Annotated in this window: 18 protein-coding genes; 9 read left to right on the top strand and 9 right to left on the bottom strand. The window is 68.0% G+C overall.

The annotated features are described in order from the left end of the window. Positions 1-8 precede the first annotated feature (8 nt). The 4 genes from F6W70_RS05900 to manA all read right to left on the bottom strand — a co-directional run bounded on the left by F6W70_RS05900 (position 9) and on the right by manA (position 6,124). The gene (locus tag F6W70_RS05900) at positions 9-1,394 is read right to left on the bottom strand and encodes a DUF5719 family protein (RefSeq protein WP_151486152.1); all 1,386 of its coding nucleotides are present in this window, start codon (positions 1,392-1,394) and stop codon (positions 9-11) included. After that, positions 1,391-4,405 (bottom strand): glycosyltransferase, encoded by a 3,015-nt coding sequence (locus F6W70_RS05895; RefSeq protein ID WP_151486151.1) that lies wholly within the window; start codon positions 4,403-4,405, stop codon positions 1,391-1,393. The genes F6W70_RS05900 and F6W70_RS05895 overlap by 4 nt, the downstream gene beginning before the upstream one ends. A 103-nt stretch (positions 4,406-4,508) precedes the next feature. Next, a complete protein-coding gene (locus tag F6W70_RS05890) occupies positions 4,509-4,829 on the bottom strand; it encodes a WhiB family transcriptional regulator (protein ID WP_081603945.1) in 321 nt (106 codons plus the stop codon). Positions 4,830-4,993: 164 nt separating this feature from the next. Then, positions 4,994-6,124: a mannose-6-phosphate isomerase, class I gene (gene manA / locus F6W70_RS05885; protein ID WP_151486150.1), complete on the bottom strand. Its 1,131-nt coding sequence runs from the start codon at positions 6,122-6,124 to the stop codon at positions 4,994-4,996. A 68-nt stretch (positions 6,125-6,192) separates the two neighbouring features. Between manA and F6W70_RS05880 the strand changes: the two genes are divergently transcribed. Both F6W70_RS05880 and F6W70_RS05875 read left to right on the top strand, forming a co-directional pair. Beyond that, a complete protein-coding gene (locus tag F6W70_RS05880; protein WP_151486149.1) occupies positions 6,193-7,608 on the top strand; it encodes an O-antigen ligase family protein in 1,416 nt (471 codons plus the stop codon). Beyond that, a complete protein-coding gene (locus tag F6W70_RS05875) occupies positions 7,605-8,903 on the top strand; it encodes an O-antigen ligase family protein (protein WP_151486148.1) in 1,299 nt (432 codons plus the stop codon). Before F6W70_RS05880 ends, F6W70_RS05875 begins: the two co-directional genes overlap by 4 nt. Positions 8,904-8,918: 15 nt before the next feature. Here the strand turns inward: F6W70_RS05875 and galE are convergent, their stop codons facing one another. Continuing rightward, a complete protein-coding gene (gene galE, locus F6W70_RS05870) occupies positions 8,919-9,908 on the bottom strand; it encodes a UDP-glucose 4-epimerase GalE (protein WP_151486147.1) in 990 nt (329 codons plus the stop codon). Between the two features lie 148 nt (positions 9,909-10,056). On the opposite strand from galE, the gene F6W70_RS05865 reads away from it, so the two are divergent. Genes F6W70_RS05865 through F6W70_RS05855 form a run of 3 tightly spaced genes read left to right on the top strand, consistent with a single transcriptional unit; the run spans position 10,057 to position 13,498 of the window. Beyond that, a complete protein-coding gene (locus tag F6W70_RS05865) occupies positions 10,057-11,961 on the top strand; it encodes a glycosyltransferase (RefSeq protein WP_151486146.1) in 1,905 nt (634 codons plus the stop codon). After that, entirely contained in the window at positions 11,958-12,926 is a 969-nt protein-coding gene (locus F6W70_RS05860; RefSeq protein WP_151486145.1) for a glycosyltransferase family 2 protein, read from the top strand. The genes F6W70_RS05865 and F6W70_RS05860 overlap by 4 nt, the downstream gene beginning before the upstream one ends. Continuing rightward, complete coding sequence (locus F6W70_RS05855; protein ID WP_318278813.1) at positions 12,923-13,498, top strand: hypothetical protein; 576 nt, start codon at positions 12,923-12,925, stop codon at positions 13,496-13,498. The genes F6W70_RS05860 and F6W70_RS05855 overlap by 4 nt, the downstream gene beginning before the upstream one ends. A gap of 27 nt (positions 13,499-13,525) precedes the next feature. Here the strand turns inward: F6W70_RS05855 and F6W70_RS05850 are convergent, their stop codons facing one another. The 4 genes from F6W70_RS05850 to F6W70_RS05835 form a co-directional block, all read right to left on the bottom strand. Then, positions 13,526-14,260, bottom strand: coding sequence for an ABC transporter ATP-binding protein (locus F6W70_RS05850; RefSeq protein ID WP_017831125.1), 735 nt, complete (start codon positions 14,258-14,260; stop codon positions 13,526-13,528). Continuing rightward, positions 14,260-15,078, bottom strand: a complete 819-nt coding sequence (locus F6W70_RS05845) for an ABC transporter permease (RefSeq protein ID WP_055869104.1) — start codon at positions 15,076-15,078, stop codon at positions 14,260-14,262. Before F6W70_RS05845 ends, F6W70_RS05850 begins: the two co-directional genes overlap by 1 nt. Before the next feature lie 10 nt (positions 15,079-15,088). Then, positions 15,089-16,225 (bottom strand): UDP-galactopyranose mutase, encoded by a 1,137-nt coding sequence (gene glf / locus F6W70_RS05840; RefSeq protein ID WP_151486143.1) that lies wholly within the window; start codon positions 16,223-16,225, stop codon positions 15,089-15,091. A gap of 61 nt (positions 16,226-16,286) precedes the next feature. Continuing rightward, entirely contained in the window at positions 16,287-18,041 is a 1,755-nt protein-coding gene (locus F6W70_RS05835) for a DUF6798 domain-containing protein (RefSeq protein ID WP_151486142.1), read from the bottom strand. A 303-nt stretch (positions 18,042-18,344) separates the two neighbouring features. Between F6W70_RS05835 and F6W70_RS05830 the strand changes: the two genes are divergently transcribed. Genes F6W70_RS05830 through F6W70_RS17780 form a run of 4 tightly spaced genes read left to right on the top strand, consistent with a single transcriptional unit; the run spans position 18,345 to position 23,050 of the window. Beyond that, on the top strand, positions 18,345-20,180 hold the full coding sequence (locus F6W70_RS05830; protein ID WP_170287862.1) for a glycosyltransferase: 1,836 nt from the start codon (positions 18,345-18,347) through the stop codon (positions 20,178-20,180). Continuing rightward, positions 20,181-20,615 (top strand): GtrA family protein, encoded by a 435-nt coding sequence (locus F6W70_RS05825; RefSeq protein ID WP_151486140.1) that lies wholly within the window; start codon positions 20,181-20,183, stop codon positions 20,613-20,615. 36 nt (positions 20,616-20,651) lie between these two features. Then, complete coding sequence (locus F6W70_RS05820) at positions 20,652-21,875, top strand: glycosyltransferase family protein (RefSeq protein WP_151486139.1); 1,224 nt, start codon at positions 20,652-20,654, stop codon at positions 21,873-21,875. Next, a complete protein-coding gene (locus F6W70_RS17780; protein ID WP_170287861.1) occupies positions 21,872-23,050 on the top strand; it encodes a glycosyltransferase in 1,179 nt (392 codons plus the stop codon). The genes F6W70_RS05820 and F6W70_RS17780 overlap by 4 nt, the downstream gene beginning before the upstream one ends.

Raw genomic sequence — 23,050 nt, 5'->3', positions numbered from 1 at the left:
CTCCTCGGTCAGGGATAGACCGTGATCGGCTTCTCTCCGGCACCGCTCGCCTGAACGGGCAGCACCGCGAGCGCCCCGGGTCCCGTGAGGGTCACCGCAGCATGCACGGGGGCTGTCGTCTGCATCCGATAGGTGGTCCGCCCCGGCACCTCGAGCCCGCCGGTGCGTCCCGCCGGGATGACGATCTCCTGCGGCTGGCCGCCGTCGAGGGATTCGAGCGTCACCGTCGCATCGCGGTCGGACGTGTTCGCCAGCTGCAGTCGGCCGTCGGGGCCGGCCGGAACAGCGAACACCACGTCGACGTCGAGCTCCGGGGAGGGCATCACCCAGGCGAAGTCCGAGTCGAGACCGAATCCGTCCTGCTGCCTGATCGCGGCGACCAGCGGCACGTCGGATTCGACCTCGACGGTGTACTGCCCGGGCTCGAGGCCGGAAAGCGACACCTGGGAGGGCAGATCGGCCTCGACCGGGACCGTGAACGCGTCAGCGGCGCCCGTACCGCCCTCCGCGCGCACCGTCACCTGGACGCGCGCGGCGACACCCGGTGAGAGCACTCGCAGGACGGCCATCTCCGCATCATCGCCGCTGGCCGCGAAGGCTTGCACTCCCGTGAAGACGAGTTTCTGCTGCGGCCCCGCCACCGAGTCCTGGAGGTCGATGCCGGCAGGATCGAGAACGCGCACGAGCGAGGACTGGAGGGCGGCTCGCACCGGTGCGCCCACCGCGCTCACCTTGACCACGGGCACGTCGTTGCCGGTGGCGAACGATGTGAGCGGGAGAGCTGCCTGCGACCGGGCGGGGACGATGACCGTCCGGGTGCTGCGGGCGGGTCCGTACACCGAGAGTGTCACCGTCGACGGGACATCGGCCGCGTTCGTGAGCGTGACGATGTCCTCGGTGCCGGTATCGATACTCCCCCCGACCAGCCAGGATTCCAACCGCGGCACCCCGCAGGGCAGCGCAGCGTACCCCGCGAGGTCGTCGGCGGCGATCGTGACGGACTCCGCGCCGGCGATCAGGGGCACCGAGCGTCCGTCGACGGCGCCGGTGAGCACCTGCGGCCCGCCTGCGTCCGGGATGTCCGTCATCGCGAGTCCCTCCGCCGCGGGGTCTCCCCCCGTGCCTCCGGTCGTCAGGGTCGGCGACGCTGCCGAGAGCATGTCCAGCGGGGCCGACGAGTCGCGTCCGAGAGCGCGGAGATCGCCGTTGCAGACGAGAGTGCTGTCGCCGGGAACGGGCGTGACCTCGACCTGTGCGGGGTCGTGTTCGACGACCGGCCATGGCGCGTGCACCGCTGCCGCGACCCCGACCACGCAGGCGGCGATGACGGCGACACCGGTGATGACTCGAGCGCCCGTCGCAGCGACTCGGAATGCGCGGGTCCCGCTGCTCATCGGTCCTCCTCGGTCGACTTCGGGTGCTGCTCATCGATGGCGGTCGATGCTTCGACACTCGGTGCCGGCGCGTCATCGATCACCGGCTCGGCGATCGGGGCCATCGCCTCGTCGTTCAGGGCGGGCTCATCCTGGGGATCCTCGATCGACCCGACCGGGACGTCGTCGAAGAGCTCCCTGTCCTCCGCGTGCCGCGGCAGGACGATCGGCTCGTCGGCTACGCGACCGACGATCCGGGACTGCGCGCGCGCCGCACGGCGTGACGCACGGGTCGGGATCGACAGCAGGAGCGCGGCGAAGACCGCCAGCAGCTGGAGGGTGATCACGAGTCGTGCGGTGCCCTGCTGGCTCGAGGTCATCGACGACTGCGCGGCCACCTCGGCCTCGAGCCGCCAGAGCACGCCACGATCGGTCGTTCCCGCGTGGACGAGTCCGGCGCGCTGGTCGATCGAGGCGACCGCGGCCGTACGCAGAGTCCTCGCCTTGTCGCCCTCGCCCGGAACCTGGGCGACCAGCACGTAGCTGATGCCCATCTGCGCCAGCTCTCCGGGAGCATCGAAGTCACGGGCCGAGAGGAGATCCACAGCGAGGCCGGAGATGTCGGCGCCCTGCGGCTCGACGGCGGTGGAGAGCATGGTCGACTGCGAACCCAGCGTCTCGCTCGCGCCCCAAGCCACCTCTGCGGCGAGCCCGCCGTCGTTCTGAGGGGTGAGCACGAGGGTCGCGATCGGCCGATCGCCCGCGGCCTGCGCCGCGACGTACGCCGGCAGCGTGGAATCGGGGCCGTTGGTGAGCACCGAACGGTCCATGTGCAGTGCGCTGAGCGCAGGGACCGCGCAGACCGCCAGGGCGGATGCTGCGACGACGGCGGCGAGGATCCGCAGCCGGGGAAGGGTGAGAGCGGTGTCCAAGGTGACGACAGCCGCGCCGACCACACCGATCCAGGCCAGGCTGAGGCCCGTGCCCGGCCAGATCGCGACCGGAGTGCCCTGGGCGAAACTCACCGTGACGCCGACCGCGAGGAACGCCGTCGCAAGCCCGGAGAGCGCGACGACGAGCAGCGTGATGCCCGCTCGCCACCGCGGAGCCACCGCCGCGCCGAGCGCGAGCGCGGCGAGGGGGGCGCACAGCAGCGGTGCCCAGGCGGCGATCGGTGCGGGGATCACGTCCATCCAGCCGGCCAGCGCCTCCGTCGGGAACCCCCCGGCGAGTGCGAGACGCCCGACGGCATCCGCCGCGGCCTGGGGCCCCGCCCAGATGAGTCCCGGGTCTCCCAGGAGTGCGAGAGGCGTGCCGTGGGAGAGCTGCCAGATCGCGAGCGGCGCGACGAGCGCGACGGTCGGCAGCGGCAGCCAGAGCAGTCGTCCCGCACCTCGGAACTGCGCGGTTCCCAACACGATGCCCAGCGCGATGATCCAGAGCAGGGCGAGGGCGGGGGCCAGCGACGGCGCGCAGGCGATGACGGCGGCGAGGAGGAGGGACGCGCTTCCGGCCGCGCCCCACGACCTGTGCGCGACGACGGCGCTGTGGAAGAGCCAGGGAAGCAGGAGGTGAACGAGCACCGCGGTCGGACGTCCGTCGATCAGAGCGGTGAGAAAGGTGGGCGCGAGAGCCCAGGCGACGCCGGCGAAGATGCGCAGCCCCTCGCGGTCGGTCACGCGCGTGGCGGCGAACCACCCGCCCAGGACCGCGAGCGGGAGCGCGAGGAGCCACAGCAGCACCATGGCGAAGGACGGACCGGCAGGCCAGAGCGAGCCGAGCACCGCCACGACGGCGGCGAAGGGATCGGCGGGTCCGACGAGGCCGACGGCGACGTCGCGCACTCCCCATGCCGCGTCGCTCCAGAGTGCGGCGACGGTCTGCCGGAGAGGGAGCAGTCCTCCTCCCCCGAGCGTCGGCCAAGCCAGCAGACTCGTGAAGGACGCGATGCTGACGACGAGCGCCGCCAGCACGGCCCAGGCTCCACCTCCGGAGAAGAATCGCAGTTCACTGACCGCACCGCCCTCGCTGCCGTGACCGTCGTCCAGACGCCGTCGCAGCTCGGACGAGGTCACGCGCAGCGGCGCGATGCTGGCCCAGGTCGACGTGCGGAAGGCCCTGATCCTGGCACGGGAGCGCGCGATCGCGCCGAAGCGGAACATGGCCGTGAGCGCGCCCCCCCATTCGGGCAGAACGGCCTCCGGCCGCTTTCCGACGAGGTCGGTGACAGATCGCCACAGCGCGAGCGGAAGCAGGCTGAGCCAATGCAGCGGCACGGCAGCCGCCGGTGCGTAGACCAGGCGCCGGTGCAGTTGAGCGAGGCGGGTCACGTAGGCCCGGCGCGATCGGCCGGACGGCAGCGCGGCAGGCCCGCCGGGAGAGACGGATATCCGCGCGCTCGGTGCGAGCACGACGCGGCCTCCACCCAGGCGGGCGCGCACACCGAGATCGAGTCCTTCGTCGGCACCGGCGAGTGCGGGATCCGGGCGCAGGGCGTCGCGGACCTCACCCCGAATGAGGAGGCCTCGCACATCGGCGCCGAGGGCATCGTCGGAGCGGTCGTGCTGTCCCTGGTCGAGTTCCCCTGCGGCGAGTTCGACCGAGCGCCCGAGCGTGGTCATGCTGACGCCCAGGGAGACGATCTCACGGTCGTTGTCCGTGGCGACGAGTTTGGGAGCGATGATGGCCGCGGAGGGCGAGCGCTCCAGCGTGCCGCTCAGACGCTCCAGCGCCCGCGGATGCGGCGCCGTGTCCTGCGCGAGCAGCCAGATCGCCGATCCTTCGGCGACACGCGGTCGCGCCAGTTCCACGGCTTCAGCGAAGGACGTGGTGGCGCGCGCCTCGATGATCCCCTCGACGGTGCTCGCCACTGCCTCGCTCTCGCGCACGGACGACGCATCGCCGCAGACGACGAGGGTCACGGCGGCTGCGGGCGTGGTCTGGGCGCGGAGGGCTTCGAGAGTGCGGAGGAGTTGCGCTCGGGAAGAGGATCCAGTGCGCGCGACGATGATGGCGTGAACTCGGGCTGGCATGACGTCGTCAGCCTATGCGCGCGACAGTCGACGTGGGCGTACCCGACGCGGCGCGCCCGCGAAGCCATGAGGCCTCATCGTCCGCGGTTCGGTAGCGGGCGATTCAGCTCGCGCGGCGCTTGAGCTTGCGGCGCTCGCGCTCGGAGAGTCCACCCCAGATGCCGAATCGCTCATCGTTGTTGAGAGCGTATTCGAGGCACTCGCCGCGGACGTCGCACGATGTGCAGATCCGCTTGGCGTCTCGGGTGGATCCGCCCTTCTCGGGGAAGAACGCCTCGGGGTCCGTCTGCGAGCAGAGCGCATCGCTCTGCCAGGCGAGGGCGTTGTCGTCGTCGGCGGCGTCGGTGCGCCGCACCCCGGGAACGCCGAGGTTGATCGGATCGACGAACCAGTTCTCCGGTACGTCTGAACGGTAACCCGTCATCTCGATCTCCAACCCTGTCTCCGCCCCCCGGCGGGCCGTGCGCATGACTAATTACACCCGTGTCATTCGCTCCGGTCAAGTCGCGGATGGTAAACCCTCAAGCAACTCTTTAAGGTTCTTGGGCCGTCATCGGCGTGTCGGAATCCGGAGCGTCGGCGTGCGGGTCAGCGCCCGGGGCCCGCGACGAACACCTCTCCGACGCCCGAGACGGTGAGGGACCCCTCCGCGGAATCGGCGAACGCGACGGTGCCGACCTGGAGCGCGACCTCGTTCCCCGTGTTCGAGGCCACAGCGACCTCGCCGGCGGTCGCGAGCACCATGGTCGGTCCCGAGATCTCGAGCCCGATCGGCGCGCCGTCGAGGACGACCCGCTCGAGAGCGAAGTCGGGCACCGGAACGGGATAGGACGTGATCGGCCCCTCACCCTCCCCTCGCAGCACGGGCACCTCGCCGGGCGTGGTGTCGAGGATCGAGAGGAGTTCGGGCACGTCGATGCGCTTGGGGGTGAGGCCGCCGCGCAGAACGTTGTCGCTCGCGGCCATGATCTCCACGCCGAGGCCGGAGAGGTACGCGTGCAGCAGACCGGCGCGCAGGAAGACTCCCTCTCCTCGCTTCAGCACGACGTGGTTCATCAGAAGCGCCACGACGACGCCCGGGTCGCCCGGATAGGTCCGCGCCACACCCGCGATCGCGCGGAGTGTGGTGCCCCACTCCCCCGCGTCGGCGCGCGTCGAGGCCGCGACGATCGCGGCGATGATCTCCTCCACCTCGGTGAGCGCCTCGCCGCCGAGCACCCACGCGATCACGTCACGCAGCGCATCGCCCTCGGCGCTCAGACGCGCCCGCAGCTGCTGGACGCCGTCGCTGTCGTCGAGCGCCTCCAGCAGGGAGAGCGTGTCGGAGACGGGTCGCAGCCCGCTCAGCGACTCGAACCGCTCGCTGAGGGCGACGAGGAGCTCCGGCTTGTGGTTGTCGTCCCGATAGTTGCGCCGCGGGTCGTCCGAGGCGAGGGCGCTCTCCCTGGCCCAACCGTCGCGAGCCTGCTCGATCGTCGGGTGCACCTGGATCGAGAGCGGGCGCCCCGCCGCGAGCAGCTTGAGCAGGTACGGGAGCGTGCCCCCTGTGACCTGATCGAGCGTGCCGCCCTCGGCCACATCGGCGGGGTCGCCGGGGTGGTCTCCGAACCAGACCTCGGCCTCCGGTGCGCCGGTCGGCGTGCGGCCTTCGAGGTCGGCGAGAAGCGAGTCCGATCCCCAGGCGTAGTCGCGGGGAGTGTTCGTGAGGCTCAGCAGCATGCCACCAGCGTAGAGCCGCGCTGCGGCGTTCAGCGACGCTCGGAGCACGGCGCGGTAGCCTGAACGCGATGGCCCAGTACACGAAGCATCCGGTGTCTGCCCCACCAACCGCGCCGGAGCGCGAGTCGACGGGGCATCTGCTGCTGCGCGGCTATGCGATCCTCGTCCTCTTCGTCACGTTCGCCCACTCGGCCGTGTACAACCTGCTCGGACGGGATGGCGCCGCGATCACGCTCGCCGTGTTCACCCTCGCGACCCTCGCCATCGGCATCCCGATGCTCGCCCGGAACCGTCCGCAGCCGTTCCGCTGGCGCCGCCTGCCCTGGACCGCGCTCGGATACACGACCCTGGCCCTCGTCTCGGTCGCCTGGTCGCAGTGGCGCGGCCCGACGATCATCACCTGGGTGCTGCTCGCGGCCGTCACCGTGAACGGGCTCTTCCTCGCTCACGTGCTCACCTGGCATGAGATCGTCCGGGCCCTGTCCTCGGCGTTCAAGTGGATCCTGGGCCTCTCGCTGGCGATCGAGCTCTGGGTCTCGCTGGTGCTGCACGGCCCGCTGCTTCCGAACTTCCTCACGCTGCCGGACGGCAAGATCGACCCGCAGTGGTACTGGGTGCGCGACAACCTGTTCGACGGCGGGCGGATCCAGGGCATCGTGGGCAACGCCAACCTCCTGGCGATCATCTCGCTCTTCGCGCTCATCACGTTCGGTGTCCTGTTCGCGGCGCGGGCCCGGTGGCGCACCACCCTCGCCCTGTGGATGCTGCTCGCGGCCTACTTCCTCCTGCGCACGGCATCAGCCACCGCGCTCGTGTGCGCAGCCGCGGTCGCGCTGGTCCTCGTCGTCGCACTGGCGATGCGGCGTGCGCGCACGCCCGGCGCCCGCACCCGGATCTACGTGGTCGCCATCGGCGGCACGGCGATCGCAGGGCTGGGAGCCTGGCTGCTTCGGGAGCCGCTGCTGGGTCTTCTCGGCCGGAGTGCGGATCTCACCGGCCGCTCCGACAAGATCTGGACGAAGGTGCTGCAGCGCGCGGGCGAGCACCCGGTCTTCGGCAACGGGTTCTCGAGTCCCTGGATCCCCGAAGACCCGGCCTTCGACGAGTGGATCACCGACCACGGCATCACCGTCTTCCATGCCCACAACATGTGGCTGGACGTGCTCCTCCAGCTCGGCGTCGTCGGTGTCATCCTGATGGCCGTCGCGTACGGCACGCTGCTGTGGCGCTCCTGGTTCTTCGCCGTCGACCGACCCCGCTGGGACCTCGACGGCGAGCGCCCCTTCTCCCCGCTCACCCTCCTGCCCAACCTGTTCACGGTGGTACTGCTCGTGCAGGGCTTCTCCGAGTCGACGCCGATCATGCTGTGGGGCTGGCTGCTCCTGGTGCTGCTGTCATTCAAGCTCAAGTCGGTGCCGCTGGTAGGGGTCGGCGAACGCGACCTCCTGTTCGAACGCGGCGCTCGGCAGCGGCGGGTGCCGTGACGCCGGTGCGCCCGTTCGTCCGCCTGCTCGGATCGGTGGAGCTGGCCCGTGCGTTCACGCTCGCGGCGCTGACGGCGGTGTTCGGGTCGTACGCGATCCGGCAGATGACATCGGCCGTCACGCTGGGGACGATCATCGCCGTGCTGTGCGTACTGGGCGCGTCGATCCTCTGGGTACGCCGAGAGGAGCTCTCGCTGCTGCGCATCGCGCCGTCCTCCCTGCTGGCGTTTCTCGCATGGACACTCGTGAGCTTCTTCTGGACGACCGACAAGTCCGACACGCTCTTCGGCTGGATGTCGCTGTTCGGCTACGCGTTCCTGGCCATCACGATCGGACACATCCGCGACACCCTCCAGACCGTCCGGGCGATCGGAGACACTCTCCGCGTGCTGCTGGCCGCATCCCTCGCCGTAGAGATCCTCTCCGGCGTCCTGCTCGACCTGCCGTTCACATTCCTCGGCATCCAGGGCGATCTCGCGGCGGGGGGTCCGATCCAGGGCCTGTTCGGCAGCCGCAACATGCTCGGCTTCATCGCGGTCATCGCGCTGATCACGTTCGTGATCGAGTGGCGCACGCATTCGGTGAACGCACCGCTCTCCGTGGTCTCGATCGGCCTGGCCGGGTTCCTGGCCGTACTCTCTTCCTCGCCGACGGTCCTAGTTCTCGCCGGTGCCGTCGGTGTCGCGGTCGTCGCGCTCACGATCGTCCGCCATGCCCCGCCGGAGCGACGAGCGATCGTACAGTGGGTGCTCGCTGCAGTCGTGGCCCTCGCTCTCGCCGCCGCCTTCGCCCTGCGCCACCAGATCATCGCGCTGCTCGACGCCGGTTCCGACTTCTCCCTGCGCGGCTCCCTGTGGAACACGATCCTCGACTTCGTCGCGGTCAAGCCGATTCAGGGCTGGGGCTGGTTCGGCGACTGGGCTCGCGGCGAGTACCCGTTCACGTACATCAACTTCCAGCTCGACGAACGCCATCAGAGTGCGCTGAACGCCTTCTTCGATGTGCTCCTGCAACTCGGCGCCGCCGGCCTGGTCGTGTTCCTGCTCCTGGGCGGCGTCGCCCTGATCCGCTCCTGGCTCGTCGCGAGCACGCGCCGCTCCGTGGTCTACGCCTGGACGCCCATCATGCTCGTCACCCTCGCGGTCGACTCGATGTTCGAGAGCTTCACCCTGGTGGGTGCGGGATGGTTCATGCTGGTGCTGTGCGCCCTGCGCGCCGGACAATCGCGGTCCTGGCGCGAGAACATCGATGCGGCGCACACGGGCGCGATCCCGACGCTGCGGCCTCAGAAGTAGCCGACGAGCCCGGCTTCAGATCTGCGATCGGAACTTCTCGGCCCAGGCGATCGCGTCCCGCACGCCATCATCCACCGAGCGCTGCGCACGCCAGTCCAGCACCTCGGCTGCGCGATCCACGATCGCGAAGGCGCCGGCCTGATCTCCGGGGCGACGCTCGGTCTCGGTCACGGCGAGGGCCTCTCCGGTCACGCGCTCGAAAGCCGCCACGAGCTCGCGGACGGTGACGCCGTCTCCCGTGCCCAGGTTGATCACCTCGTAGGGCTCCGCGGCCGTGGCGATGTCGTCGAATCTCTCCACTGCGGCGACGTGGGCGAGAGCGAGGTCCCAGACGTGGATGTAGTCGCGAAGCCCGGAACCGTCGCGGGTCGGCCAGTCGGTCCCGGTGATGGTGAACGGCTCGCCTGCGGCGCGAGCCTGCATGATCTTGCCCAGCGCATGCGACGGGGTCGGGTTCTGAAGGCCGGTGCGCAACTGCGGGTCGGCACCGATCGGGTTGAAGTAGCGCAACGCGATCGCTCGGAAGTCACCCGCGTGCGAGGCATCGTGGAGGATCTGCTCGATCATCGCCTTCGTCGCCGCGTAGGGACTCGCCGGGGCGAGCCGCCCGCTCTCGTCCACGCCCTCGCCCGTCTCCCCCGCATATACCGAGGCCGAGGAGCTGAAGACGATGCGAGCGATCCCGGCGTCGCGCAGACGCTGCAGCAACAGGATCGTCTTGCCGACGTTGGTGTCGTAGTAGCCCAGCGGATCCGCGACGGATTCCGGCACCACGATGCGCGCCGCGCAGTGGACGACGGCATCGATGTCAGGGTGGTCGGCGAGCAGGGAATCGACCAGATCACCGTCGGCGATATCTCCGACGTACAGGTGCCGCCCTTCACCGAAGGAACGGAGGCCTCGGGAGAGGTCGTCGAGGAGAACAACCTCGTGACCGGCCTCGAGGCACGCGGTCGCAACAGTCGAACCAATGTATCCGGCGCCGCCGGTGATCAGTACCTTCATCGCGCTCAGTCTAGCCAGAGCCCCTGCGACATCGCCGGGAGGCTCTCCGCTGATGCAGAGGTCATCGACGGTAGGCTACTCACTGCTCGTCGAGCCCCGCACTGTCCTTCGGCAGTGGTCTGCGGCACCAACATCGGAGAACCTCCCAGTGGCCCACGTCCTTCAGAACGTCGTCTTCCCACTCGATCGCGACCCCGACCTTCTCCCGCTCTACGCGGACCCCGAAACGTGGTCGGTCATCGAGAATGAACCGGTCCGCGTATCGAACCGCGCACACCTCGGGAACATCCTCGGCCGACACCGCGCCCGCATCGTGGCCGGGCGCCGGGTGTCGATGGGGACGTACTTCAACGCCTTTCCCGCCTCCTACTGGCAACACTGGACGAGTATCCGCGAAGTGCAGCTGACCGTGCGGACCACCGGCCCGGCGACGATCCTCGTCTACCGTTCCAACGGCTCGGGCGTTCGGCAACGAGTCGCCACCTGCGAGGTGACGGGTGAGGCGACGACCTCGTTCGATCTCGAACTCACGCAATACAGCGACGGCGGCTGGATCTGGTTCGACATCGTCGCCGACGAGAAGCCCGCCGTTCTCGAGGGCGCAGAATGGACCACCGAGCACGAGCCCGTTCGAACGGGAAAAGCATCTCTCGGCATCACCACGTACAACAAGCCCGACTACTGCGTCGAGACGTTGCGCGCGCTGGCCGCTTCTCCTGACGCCCTGGAGTTCATCGACCGAATCTTCTTGGTCGATCAGGGCACGCAGCTGGTCACGGATCAGGACGACTACGCCGATGTCGCAGAGCGCCTCGGAGACACCCTCCAGCTGATCCGTCAGGACAACCTGGGCGGCTCCGGCGGGTTCGCCCGCGCCATGCACGAAACCCTGCAGCGCCCAGAGAGCGACTTCGTGCAGCTCCTCGACGACGATGTGCGCATCGAGCCCGAATCGCTGCGGCGATCCATCGTCTTCGGCCAGTACGCCACCAACCCCGTTCTGGTCGGCGGGCACATGTTCGACCTGCTCGATCGCCCCAAGCTGCACGGATGGGCGGAGGTCGTCGACGAAGGCCCGTTCATGTGGCGCACGCTCCACCAGGACAGGATGCCGCACGACTTCGGCATCTCGAACCTGCGTCAGTCGATGTTCCTGCACGCACGAATGGATGCCGACTACAACGGATGGTGGATGTGCCTCATCCCCGTCGATGCCATCCGCGAGGTCGGGCTGTCTCTTCCCGCCTTCATCAAGTGGGACGATGCGGAATTCTGTCTGCGCGCCGGCGAAGCCGGCTTCCCCACGGTATCGGTGCCGGGCGTCGCGCTCTGGCATGTGTCGTGGGTCAACAAGGACGATACGATCGACTGGCAGGCCTACTTCCATGCACGCAATCGCATAGTCGCCGCGCTGCTCCACTCAGATATGCCGCGAGGGGGGACGCTGATCCGTCACAGCGGTCGAGTCGATCTCAAACATCTGATGATGATGCAGTATTACCCCGTCGAATTGCGCGCCCGAGCGCTCCGCGACATCCTCTCGGGCCCTGATCACATGGTGCGGACGCTTTCGACAGCGATGCCCGAAGCGCGGGCGCTGGCTGCGAAGTATCCGGAGACGATCGTCCATCGTGATCCGACCAAGACGCCACGTTCGATACGGGGACGCCAGATATACCGGTCCGAGCCGGTCAACGAGGGCCCGCGCGGTGTCCGTCTGGGCGTGTATACGCTCACCACCGTGATCTCACGTTGGTTCCAGCGCACCGACCCGGCCCACGTGGCGCAGCCCGAGGCCGAGCTCAGCAAGAGTGACGCCCACTGGTGGCGTGTTCCGGCCTTCGACAGCGCACTCATCAGCACAGCAGACGGATCCGGCAAGACCGTCTACATCCACGACCGCGCGAAGTTCCGGCGCATGCTCCGAGATTCGTTGAGATTGCATCTGCAACTTCGCCGCCGCTGGCCCGAGTTGCAGAAGCAGTACCGCGACGCGCTCCCCGAGCTCGTATCACCCCAGTCCTGGCAGCAAATCTTCGAGGAGAAGGCATGACCGCGGCACCCGCTGCATTCGATCCGAAAGCGGCGACGATCGTCGTCGTCACCTTCAACAGATCACATCTGCTCACCGGACTCCTCACCAGCATCACGGCGATGGACCCGAAGCCCGGACGCGTCGTGATCATCGACAACGCCTCCTCCGACGACACGACCGACGTCGTCGAGTCGTTCCGCGACAGCATCGGCACCGAGATCGTCTACAGGCGCCTGGAGACCAACACGGGTGGCTCCGGCGGGTTCAGCGAGGGCATGCGCACCGCCTACGAGCTCGGCTCCGAGTGGATCTGGATGATGGACGACGACGTCGAGGTGCTCCCCGACGGACTCGCGAAGATGGGCAAGTGGGCCCCGCGATTCAAGAGCATCCAGGGCCGGCGCTACGACTACGACGGCAGCGAGTTCTACTGGCAGTACCGCATCGCGGAGCGCATGGGTATTCCGATCCCGTTCGCCCCGTCCGGCTTCGACGACTCCGGATACAAGGAGATGAACAGCGGCTGCTTCGAGGGCATGTTCATCCACCGCTCGATCGTGAAGCAGATCGGCCTGCCGGACCACCGCTTCTTCATCTACTGGGATGACCAGATGTACGGCTGGCTCGCCTCGCGCAAGACGACGGCCGTCATCGTCGACGAGTTCGTGCTGCGGCGCACGCGCGAGATCAAGCAGTGGGACATGGGCATCCGCCACATGAACGCCTCCAGCAACGCGTACCGCTTCTACATCATGCGCAATCGCGCCTACATCAAGCACTACTACCGCGTGCATGACAACTACAACCCCGTGCTCTTCGGCCTCGGCACCGCGATGACGTTCGCGAAGGAGCTCATCCGGCTGCTCTTCGTCGAGCGCACGGTGCGGGGCACGAGCAACCTGTTCCGCGGGCTCAAGGAAGGCGGCAGGATCAGCCGCGACCGCTCCTGGCAGCCGATGGCGCCGCTGGAAGACGCATCATGAGCGAGCAGACTCCCGAGCTCCGTTGGGCGCCTATCGAGCCGAAGCCGAAGAACACGGGCCGCGTCTGGCTAATCATCGGGATCAGCGTCGCCGCACTGGCGATCGTCGGCGCCCTGCTGTTCTTCCTGCTGCCCCGGGGCGAGGAACCCGCGCCCGCCGCGACCAGCACCCCCAGCCCCACCACGACGTCCACTCCTTCTCCCTCCGCCTCCGCCTCCGCGACACCCACCCCGCAGGTCACGCCACCGGCACCCGTCGACCCGACCGTGGACGCGTTCCGCGAGCAGGTGGGCGGCTGGCTGACGGACGCACCGCGAGGTCTCGACATCGTCGCCGGGACCGCCGGAGACGCCGCGTTGTCCGTGGTGAGCACGCTGGAGGAGGACGCGCGCCGCCTGTCCGACGCGCAGCCGCCCTCATCGATCGCGCAGCAGTGGCGCGACGGGGTCGACGCCTATGCGAAGCGCCTCGCGGAACTGCGCACTGCCATCACAGACGGTTCCGACACCGCGGCCTCCATAGGCACCGCTCGCGCTGCCGTGACGGACCTGCAGACTCTCGTGGGGTTCTGAGCCCGTGCCATCGCCTTCCGGCAGCGTCTACGAGTTGTAGTCGGCGTTGTATCTGTCGAGGACCTCGGCGATCGGTGCGTCGAGAACCAGCGCACCCTTGTCGAGGTAGAGCCCTCGCGTGCAGAACCGACGGAGATCGCGCTCGTTGTGACTCACGAAGAACAGCGTGCGGCCCTCGGCCAGCAGTTCGTCGATGCGCGTGTAGCACTTCTCGCGGAACGCCTTGTCCCCCACCGCCAGCACCTCGTCGACGAGGAGGATCGGCTCGTCGAGCTGAGAGACGACCGCGAAGGCGAGTCGGACCTTCATCCCGTTGGAGAGGTGCTTGTACGGAGTGTCCTCGAATCCCGCGAGTTCGGCGAACTCGATGATGCCGTCGTAGCGGCGCGTCACCTCGTCGCGGGACATCCCGTGCAGGCCGGAAGTCAGACGGACGTTCTCGCGCACCGTGAGGTCTCCGACGAAGCCTCCGGTGATCTCGATGAGGGGGGCGACTCCGCCGTTGACGGCGACGGTGCCCTCATCGGGCAGAAGCACCTTGGCGACGAGCCGGAGAAGTGTCGACTTCCCCTGACCGTTGCGCCCGACGACGCCGATGGACTCGCCCGGCTCCACCGAGAACGAGACGTCACGCAGTGCCCAGAACTCACCCGGACGAGAACGACGAGACGCTCCGGCGAAGAGATCCTTGAAGCTGCGGCTCCCGCGCCTGTTGCGACGGAAGTGGACGCCGAGACCCTGGACTTCGATGGCCGAGCGCATCACAGCTCCTTCAACACGGGGCGTTCCAGGCTCCGGAAGGTCCAGATGCCGAGTCCGAGGATCAGCAGGCTCATGATGACGCTGATCGTCAGCGTGAACGGATTCCACTGATCGGGGAAGAAGGGCATGCGGTAGAGCATCATGATTCCCGCGAGGGGGTTGAACGCCCCGAGGGTCTGGAAGATGCCGGGGAGGTCGGTGACGTTGTAGATGATGGGCGTCGCGTAGAACATCGCGCGCAGGATCAGCGCCGTCGTGCGCTCGAGGTCGACGAAGAGGACGCAGAGCGGGGCGACGAGCAGTCCGAGCCCGACCAGGAGCACCGTCTGCAGCAGCATCGCCACCGGCATCCACAGCACTCCCCAGCCGACGTGCACGGTCCGGCCGGGATCGAGCTCGACGAAGAGGTTCACCACGATGAACAGCACCAGGACGGGCAGCGAGAAGAGATACTCGATGCCCTTGCTGAGCACGATGCGGTTCACCCAGATCGAGCGCGGGATCGCGGTCGACCTCACCAACCGGGCGTCCTTCTTGAAGGCGCGGGTGAAGTCCGACACCGAGGCGTTGAACCACACCCAGGGCAGCAGCGCGCTGATCAGGAAGATGATGTACGGCTCTTCGCCGACATCGCGGTTGAACACCTGCGTGAACACGAACCAGTAGATCGCGCTCATGACGAGCGGATCGAGCACCGACCAGAGATAGCCGAGGATGCTGGTCGAGTAGCGGACCTTCAGGTCTCGGGCCGACAGCAGCCACAGCGAATGCAGATATCGCCGGGGCGTCCCGGGCGCCCCGACAGCAGCGTGACTCACGATGTCGAGTCTACGAGAGACTGTTGTTCCACATCGACAGCGCCGAGCCGATGGCCATGTGCATGTCGAGGTACTGGTAGGTGCCCAGACGCCCGCCGAAGTGGACGTCCCGCTCCCCCTTGGCCAGTTCCCGATACGCCAGGAGGCCCCCGCGGTCGGCCGGAGTGTTCACCGGGTAGTAAGGCTCGTCGTCCCGCTCGGCGAAACGCGAGAACTCCCGCATGATCACCGTTCGATCGGCGTCGTAGACATCCTTGCGCTCGGGGTGGAAGTGCTTGAACTCGTGGATGCGCGTGTACGGCACATCCATGTCGGGGTAGTTCATCACGCTCGTACCCTGGAAGTCGCCGATGTCGAGGACCTCCTGCTCGAAGTCCAGCGTCCGCCAGCTGAGCGCGCCCTCCGCGTAGTCGAAGTAGCGGTCGACGGGGCCCGTGTACACGAGGGGAACCTGCCCGACCGTCGCGTTCTTGTTGAGGGGCTGCGTCTCATCGAAGAAGTCCACATCGAGCTGCACGTCGATGTTCGGGTGATCCGCCATCCGCTCCAGCCACGCCGTGTAGCCGTCGGTGGGAAGACCCTCCCACGTGTCGTTGAAGTAGCGGTTGTCGTAGGTGTAGCGCACGGGGAGGCGGCTGATGATGTCGCCGGAGAGCTTCTGCGGATCGGTCTGCCACTGCTTCGCGGTGTAGTCGCGGAAGAAGGCCTCGAACAGCGGGCGTCCGACGAGGGCGATACCCTTCTCCTCGAAGTTGGCAGCGGTCTTCGCGTCGAACTCCCCCGCCTGCTCCCGCACCAGCGCGCGGGCCTGGTCCGGGGTGTACGCGGACTGGAAGAACTGGTTGATCGTGCCGAGGTTCACCGGCATCGGGAACACGGTGCCCTTGTGCGTGGTGTACACACGGTGCACGTAGTTCGTGAACGACGTGAAGCGGTTGACGTACTCCCACACCGTCGGGTTCGACGTGTGGAAGAGGTGGGCGCCGTAGCGGTGCACCTCGATACCGGTCTGCGACTCGCGCTCACTGTAGGCGTTACCGCCGATGTGGGGACGACGGTCGATGACGGTGACCTTGCGGCCCGCTTCCGCAGCGCGCTCAGCAATGGTGAGGCCGAAGAAACCCGACCCGACGACGAGAAGATCCATGACAGCAATCGTATCGGCGCGAACCTGTGAGCTCCGTCACGCGAAGGAGCTCACAGCCCGCTCACGTGCCAGGGCGACGGAACAGCACCGCGTAGGCATCGCCGTCGGCATCGACCACCGGCTCCCAACCGGCGCGTTGCATGCCGTCCAGCTGCTCGGGAACGTCGGTTGCCACGGCGATGAAATCGCTGTCGTACCGGTCGGCGAGATCGATCAGGTCCTCGGCATCGAGGGTGTTGAAGCCGGGGGCGGTGATGTCGATGCACTGCTCCCAGCCGCCCATCTCATCCAGCCGCTGCTTCCACTGCGTCCACGGCTCCCCGCCGTAGGGCACGTTCTTGCAGTCCGCGATCACCGCGCGTTCGGAGACGAACTTGATCCACACCAGCTGCGGCGAGGCGACGATCGTCTCCCCAGCGGGCACCAGCTTCTCCGCCTGCTCGCCCCAGGTGCGGAACTCGGGGAACGGCGTGAGTGTCAGATCGAGCGGACGGAGAGTGAGGGCGCCGTTGCCCGCGGCTGCAGCGAGGATCAGCACCGAGGCGATCAGCGCCGTGAGACTGCGTGTGCGTGGACGGTCCTTGCGGCGATGACGGAGGATCGCGAATGCCGCGAACGGGATCAGGAGCGCCAGCGTATAGAGGATGAAGCGAGGGATCGGCAGTCCGGCGGATCCGAACCCCCAGGAGGTGAGCATCATCAGCCAGCCGAGGCCCCAGGCGGCGAGGAGGACCAGGAAACGCCATCCGCGCGCCCGCGTCAGAAGCGGCGAAACCGCACCCCACACCGCGAAGGGGATGAGGACGGCCGCCAGACGGTAGACGTTCACACCCTGCGCAAGCGGGCCGAGGAAGGGCACACTCAGAGCGTCCATGATGAAGCCCCCGGCGTAGCCGAGCGTGGCCAGCCCGACCGTGCTGAGCCACAGCCAGCGGCGGGCACGGGGCACGGCGAAGACGCTGAGCACCGTGAGCAGGATGAGACCGATCGTGGAGACGATCTCCCGGGCGTCCCAGGTGTGCGCGGCGCAGTGATAGGGGATCATCGTGTCGCAGATCTCGACGAAGTCGGCGAGGTTCGAGGCGACGGGGCGGATCAGCAGACCGAATCCGACGACACCGGCGGTCAGGGCGCCGGCGAGTGCCAGCCACCAGTCGACGCGGCGGTCACGCACGGCCTCGACGATGAGAAGCGCGACCATCAGCACGATGGCGATCGAGCCCTGCTGCACATGGATCACTGCCACCGCAGGCCCCATGATGACGACGAGGACGCGGCGTCCGGTCAGCATCCCCGCGATCAGCAGGTAGATCATGTTGGCCGAGAGCACCGCGGGAAGCGCGATAGCGATGACCGGCGTTCCGGTCCCGCCCAGCATCCAGGGCATCAGCCCGGCCACGACCGTGACGAGCACGGCGACGGCGGTCGATGCGGATGGCACCAGGTGCCGCGCCAGCAAGACCGTCGCGGCACCGAAGGCCAGCAACCCCGCGGCCCAATACGCGCCGTACACGAACGGGAGAATGTGCAGGGACTCCCCTCCGAACGTGATCAGGTCGAAGAACCAGTGCGGCTGCGGCGCCGACTGCATGAACCAGTCGTTCGCGTACGCGTCCGGCCGTGCCCACTGGATGCCTTCCGTCGAGAGCACGAAGTGATCGGCCCAACCGGCGAGGTAGCCCAGACCTGTCCTGCTGGAGGACTCGAGGAACCCCAGGATCAAGGCGAGCAGGATCGGGAGCGTCCAGCCCCACCGTCTCCGGGTGTGCGCGTGTACTGCATGATCTGCGCTGGTCTTCATCTCGTCCGTCGTCACTCTCGCCCCGCTCCTTGGCCAAACCCCGACCATCTTACGCAGGCGGTCTCCGGACTGCCGCTTCGTGCGTTCGCGGTACGCTGGGACGTGTGACAGACGAGATCGAGCGCCCGGAGGCGCACCTTCCCCGTTCCACACGACTGTTTCTCCTGCTCGTCGGTGGGGTCGTCGCGCTCGGATCTCTGATCGTCGTCCTGGCGATGCCGGAACTCCGGCCGCTCGACGGTTCGCTCGCCGCACGGGGGAGCACAGGTCGCCGGCGGCGATCCCGGCTTCACCCTGCTGCTCAACATGCTGGGCGGCGTGGACTCCGATACCGCGTGGCGTTCGGCCACCGTGCTCATGGCCTTCCTGATCGCCATCCCGTCCCTGTGGATGCCGCTGACGGTCGCCAGGATCTTCCACCGCGCGCGGGCGGGATACGCCCTTCTGCTCCTGCCCCCGCTCATGTGGCTGCTCAACAACGGAACCGTTCTGGTGGGGACTGAGTTCGGCATCACCGATGAGGTCAGCGGCGACCGTGTGTCCCTCCCCCTCGGGATGGTGGCCTCCCTCACCTTCCTCGGCCTGTCTGTGGCCCTGCTGTTCACGACATACCGGTTGACCCGCGGGCGCCTGGTGGGCGCGACCGCCGTCATCTTGCTGCTGGCCGCTGTCGCCGGCACGTTCGGATGGCTCGCCGGTGTGTCGGTGGCACTCTCCGCTCCCGTGCTGTGGTGGCGCAACCTCCCGCAGCGGCGACGTGCGATCCCCGCCGTCCTTGTCGCGATCGTGCTCAGCGCCGGTGCCGTCGGCGCGCACTCCGCCTCCGTGTGGGCCGCATCGTCGATCTCCGCCCCAGATACGACGCAAGCATCGATCTGGGAAGATCTGTACGCCGGACTCGCCTACCCGCAGCCGATGCTCGACCGCGAGTCCGCGACCGGGGTCACCGTGGCCGACGCCGAAGCCGTTCGCGGTTCGTCCGACCGCGCGCACGAGCTGTTCTTGGAGACCGCCGCGAACGACCCCGGAGGATTCGCCGCGACACTCTTCCAGAAGGCTCTGGCCACTCTGAAGCACTACGGTGCGATGATCATCGTCATCATCGTCGGGCTCGTGCTCGCCCTCACCCGCCGCGCTCACCAGAGCCGGAGCCTCTTCGACGCGCTGATGATCGCCGTCCCCGCCATCGTGCTGGGACTCGGTTACGCCGCGGCGACCATGCCGGTGACGCAGAACTTCTCGGTACTGTCCGCCGGCCTGTCATCCTTGGTCGCCCTGTCCCTCGGCGGGCTGGTGTGGTCGGTGACATCGATGCCGTCTCACGTGCGATCGGTCGAACGCGGCCGGATCAGCAGCCGCGGGAGCTCGTTCATCTCGCCCCTCGCGCCATCGGGCGCAGGAGTCGAGCTCAGCGTGGTGGTACCGACGCGCAACGGCGCCGATGTGCTCCCCGAGACGCTGGCGGAGCTCGGAGCCGAGCTGGGCGCGGATGACGAGATCATCGTTGTAGAGAACGGTTCGACCGATCAGACGACGGCGATCGTGGAGGAGATCGCCCGGACCTGGCAGCACGCGTCGAAGCTGGTCCTGATCCACTCCTCCCCCGGACTCGGGGAGGCCCTACGCACCGGCACGCTCGCGAGCCGCGGACGCCGCCTGCTGCTCACCGCCGACGACCTGCCCTTCGGCTTCACGGACCTCCGCGGGTTCCGTGCCCTTCCCCCTGAGACCGCCGTCGCCATCGGTTCCAAGGCTCACCCGGCATCCGTCGTGGTGAGAGGACGAGCGCGGATGATCCAGTCCCGCATCTTCCGATTCCTCCGCGAATCCCTCCTGCAGTCCAAGGTCGGCGACAGCCAGGGCACCCTGTGGGTCGACGGCGCTTGGGGTCGCGAGTTCGCACGGCTCTCCCGTGAAGACGGCCTCATGTGGACGACCGAGCTCGTCCTGGCCGCCGAGCAGCAGGGGCACGAGGTAGACGAGGTGCCCGTCTCCCTCGTCGAACGGCACGAGACCGGTACCAGCCGTTTCCGCCCTGGAGATGCGATCCGCTCCGTCATCGGATTCGTGCGCCTGGCGATCTACAAGGACGACTACTGCAACGAGGATTGGGAACGCTCGACCCGCCCCGACACCGCGACGGTCGAGGCGTAGATGAGTCGCGTGCGGGAGGCTCTGGTCGCGCTCTGGAGTCGAGGGGAGGTCCGCTACCTCATCGTCGGCGGGTTCTGCTTCCTCGCCGACGTCGCTATCCTGTGGGTCGCCCATGACGTCTTGGGGGTTCCCCTCCCGATCGCGACCCCGGTCGCCTTCCTCGCCTCTTTCGCGATCACCTACACGATGCAACGCGTGATCGCCTTCGGATCCGAGTCGCCGGTCGGCACGAGCGTGTTCCGCTACACGCTGCTCGTCATCTTCAACACGATCGCCACCACGGGCATCGTGTGGGCGGCGCCCGCTCTCGGGCTCCCCTGGATCGTCGGAAAGCTGGTCGCCGTGGTCGCGACGACGATCTGGAACTACTTCGCCTATCGACACTTCGTGTTCCGCCCCGCGAAGTCCGAGCCCGTCGCAGACGGCCTCGACTGACCGGCGCGCGGGCATCCTCCGGCCGAGTAGCTCCTCATGAATCGCAATCGTCTCCCCGCCTGGGTCAACGCGCTGATGGATGCCATCGCCGATCGGCCGATGAGCCTCCTCGGCCGCCTCGCCGCACGACAGTACGGCAGGCCCACTCCAGGAACCGTCCCGGCGACGTCATTCGCCGAACGACCGGTCCGGGTTCTGATCACCCCCGTGAACTACTCCGGGCAGGCGCGGGAATGGGCGCGCGCTCTGGAACGCACGTATCCGCAGATCTCGGCGCGGAACACCGCGATCGACGTCCCCGGCGGCTTCGCCTTCGATGCCGACATCGTCGTGCCCTTGCCGACGTATCACAACGACACGGACTGGCAGCGCCGCGAGTTCGAGGCCGCTGCCACGGCGACGCATGTGCTCATCGAGGCGGAGGAGCCGCCGTTCGGACGTCTCCTGGGGCGTTCGGTCTCCGCGCAGACCCAAGCTCTGGGCGATCGCGGCGTGGACGTGGCCTATCTGGCGCACGGCACGGATGTGCGCCTTCCCTCCCGGCACCTCAGGGACAATCCGTGGTCTCCGTACCACGACGACAACATCTACACCCCGCGCGCCGAAACGCTCGCCGCCCGCAACATCGCGCTGATCGAAGCCAGCGGCCGGCCACAGTTCGTCTCGACCCCCGACCTGCTGCGTGACCTGCCGCGAGCCCGGTGGTGCCCGGTCGTCGTCGACCCCGAGCGGTGGAAGGTCATGCGTGCGGAGAGAGCACAGGGACGTCCCCTCCGGGTCGCCCATGCTCCGTCCGTCACAGCGGTGAAGGGGACGGCACTCATCCTGCCCGCTCTGCAACGGCTGGTCGACGAGGGCGTGATCGTACTCGATCTCGTCACGGGGGTGCCATCGGAAGAGATGCCCGCTGTGTTCGCCGCGGCGGACGTCGTGATCGATCAGATGCGGATCGGCTCCTACGGCGTGGCCGCAGTCGAAGCCCTCGCCTCCGGATGCGTGGTCGTCGGGCATGTCGCCTCCGATGTCCGCGCGTCGATCACCCAGCACACCGGAATCGACCCACCGATCGTGGAGGCGACGGTGGATACCATCGAGGATGTCCTGCGCACCCTCGCCGCCCGGTCACGCCTGGATGACCTCCGCGCACGCGGGCAGGAGTTCGTGCAGACCGTGCATGACGGGCGTGTGTCCGCCGAGGTCCTGCACGCGCACTGGATCGCGAAGGATCACTCCGAAGAACCGAAGGGGCTCGTCCGATGAATCCGCTCGCTGAGCGTGCCTGGCATCTCGTCCCGAAGCCGTTGCAGGACGCGATCGCGTCGGGGGTCGACCGCCTCCAGGGAGCGACGGTCCCCGCACCCCCGCTGCCCGATCCCACCGCTGCGCACCGCCTGCTCATCGGACCGGTGAACTACGCCGGCCAAGGATACCGTTGGGCGCGCGCCGTCGAATCGAACGGACTCGTCTCGGCCCGCAACTACGTCCACACCGGCAACAACCCGTTCGGTTACGACGCCGACCACCTCGTGACGTGGCGCACCGCCGAACATTCCCGCGCCTGGCAGCGCGCGATGCTCGATGCGATCCGCGACGACTACACGCACGTTCTCATCGAGGCGTGCTTCCCGATCCTGGGAGGCCTCTTCCGCGGCGATGTCCGACGCCAGGTGGCACTGCTGCAGGAGGCTGGCGTGCGCGTGGGCATCGTCGGCCACGGCACCGACGTGCGCCTGCCCTCGACTCATCTGCACAGCACGCCCTACTCCCACTTCGGAGCGGGGGCGCAGGAGTGGGCACCCGTCGAGCAGATCGAGAAGAACGTCTCCGAGAACCTCAGCCTCATCATGGATCTCGACGTCCCCGTGTTCGTCTCCACCGCGGGTCTGCTGACGGATCTGCCCCAGGCGAAGCTCCTCGGTGTCGTGATCGATCCTGACGTCTGGGCGACCTCGGAGCCGACCCTCGTCCGCGACCGGCTGCGCGTCGTGCATGCTCCAACGCAGAAGCACGTGAAGGGGACGCACCTGATCGAACCCGTCGTGCGCCGGCTGCACGAGGAGGGACTGATCGAGTACGTGGAACTGAACGGTGTGGCCCATCAGGACATGCCCGCCGTGTTCCGCGACGCCGATGTGATCCTCGACCAGTTCCGGGTGGGCGACTACGGTGTCGGTGCATGCGAGGCGATGGCCGCGGGAAGGATCGTGCTCACCCATGTGACGGCCCAGGTTCGCCAGGAGGTCGAACGCCACGCGGAGATGCCGTTGCCCATCCCCGAAGTCACGGTCGACACTCTCGAGGATGTACTGCGCGACATCGCCGCCCACCGTTCGCGCTACAGTGCTCTCGCGGCGACGGGACCGGAGTACGTCCGCCGTCTGCACGACGGGACGTTCTCCCGCGATGTGCTGCTGCACGATTTCCTGGAGGGATGA

The sequence above is a fragment of the Microbacterium maritypicum genome, assembly GCF_008868125.1.
Taxonomy (GTDB): domain Bacteria; phylum Actinomycetota; class Actinomycetes; order Actinomycetales; family Microbacteriaceae; genus Microbacterium; species Microbacterium maritypicum.
Note: the sequence above shows the minus strand (reverse complement) of the source record. Positions and strands in the feature narration are given on the sequence as shown.

Excerpts from the sequence above, each read along its gene's own strand:
- F6W70_RS05880 (WP_151486149.1), top strand. The coding sequence starts at position 6,193 with ATGGCCCAGTACACGAAGCATCCGGTGTCTGCCCCACCAACCGCGCCG.
- F6W70_RS05900 (WP_151486152.1), bottom strand. The coding sequence starts at position 1,394 with ATGAGCAGCGGGACCCGCGCATTCCGAGTCGCTGCGACGGGCGCTCGA.
- F6W70_RS05860 (WP_151486145.1), top strand. The coding sequence starts at position 11,958 with ATGACCGCGGCACCCGCTGCATTCGATCCGAAAGCGGCGACGATCGTC.
- glf (WP_151486143.1), bottom strand. The coding sequence starts at position 16,225 with ATGGATCTTCTCGTCGTCGGGTCGGGTTTCTTCGGCCTCACCATTGCT.
- F6W70_RS05820 (WP_151486139.1), top strand. The coding sequence starts at position 20,652 with ATGAATCGCAATCGTCTCCCCGCCTGGGTCAACGCGCTGATGGATGCC.
- manA (WP_151486150.1), bottom strand. The coding sequence starts at position 6,124 with ATGCTGCTGAGCCTCACGAACACTCCCCGCGACTACGCCTGGGGATCG.
- F6W70_RS05895 (WP_151486151.1), bottom strand. The coding sequence starts at position 4,405 with ATGCCAGCCCGAGTTCACGCCATCATCGTCGCGCGCACTGGATCCTCT.
- galE (WP_151486147.1), bottom strand. The coding sequence starts at position 9,908 with ATGAAGGTACTGATCACCGGCGGCGCCGGATACATTGGTTCGACTGTT.
- F6W70_RS05890 (WP_081603945.1), bottom strand. The coding sequence starts at position 4,829 with ATGACGGGTTACCGTTCAGACGTACCGGAGAACTGGTTCGTCGATCCG.
- F6W70_RS05855 (WP_318278813.1), top strand. The coding sequence starts at position 12,923 with ATGAGCGAGCAGACTCCCGAGCTCCGTTGGGCGCCTATCGAGCCGAAG.
- F6W70_RS05825 (WP_151486140.1), top strand. The coding sequence starts at position 20,181 with ATGAGTCGCGTGCGGGAGGCTCTGGTCGCGCTCTGGAGTCGAGGGGAG.
- F6W70_RS05850 (WP_017831125.1), bottom strand. The coding sequence starts at position 14,260 with ATGCGCTCGGCCATCGAAGTCCAGGGTCTCGGCGTCCACTTCCGTCGC.
- F6W70_RS17780 (WP_170287861.1), top strand. The coding sequence starts at position 21,872 with ATGAATCCGCTCGCTGAGCGTGCCTGGCATCTCGTCCCGAAGCCGTTG.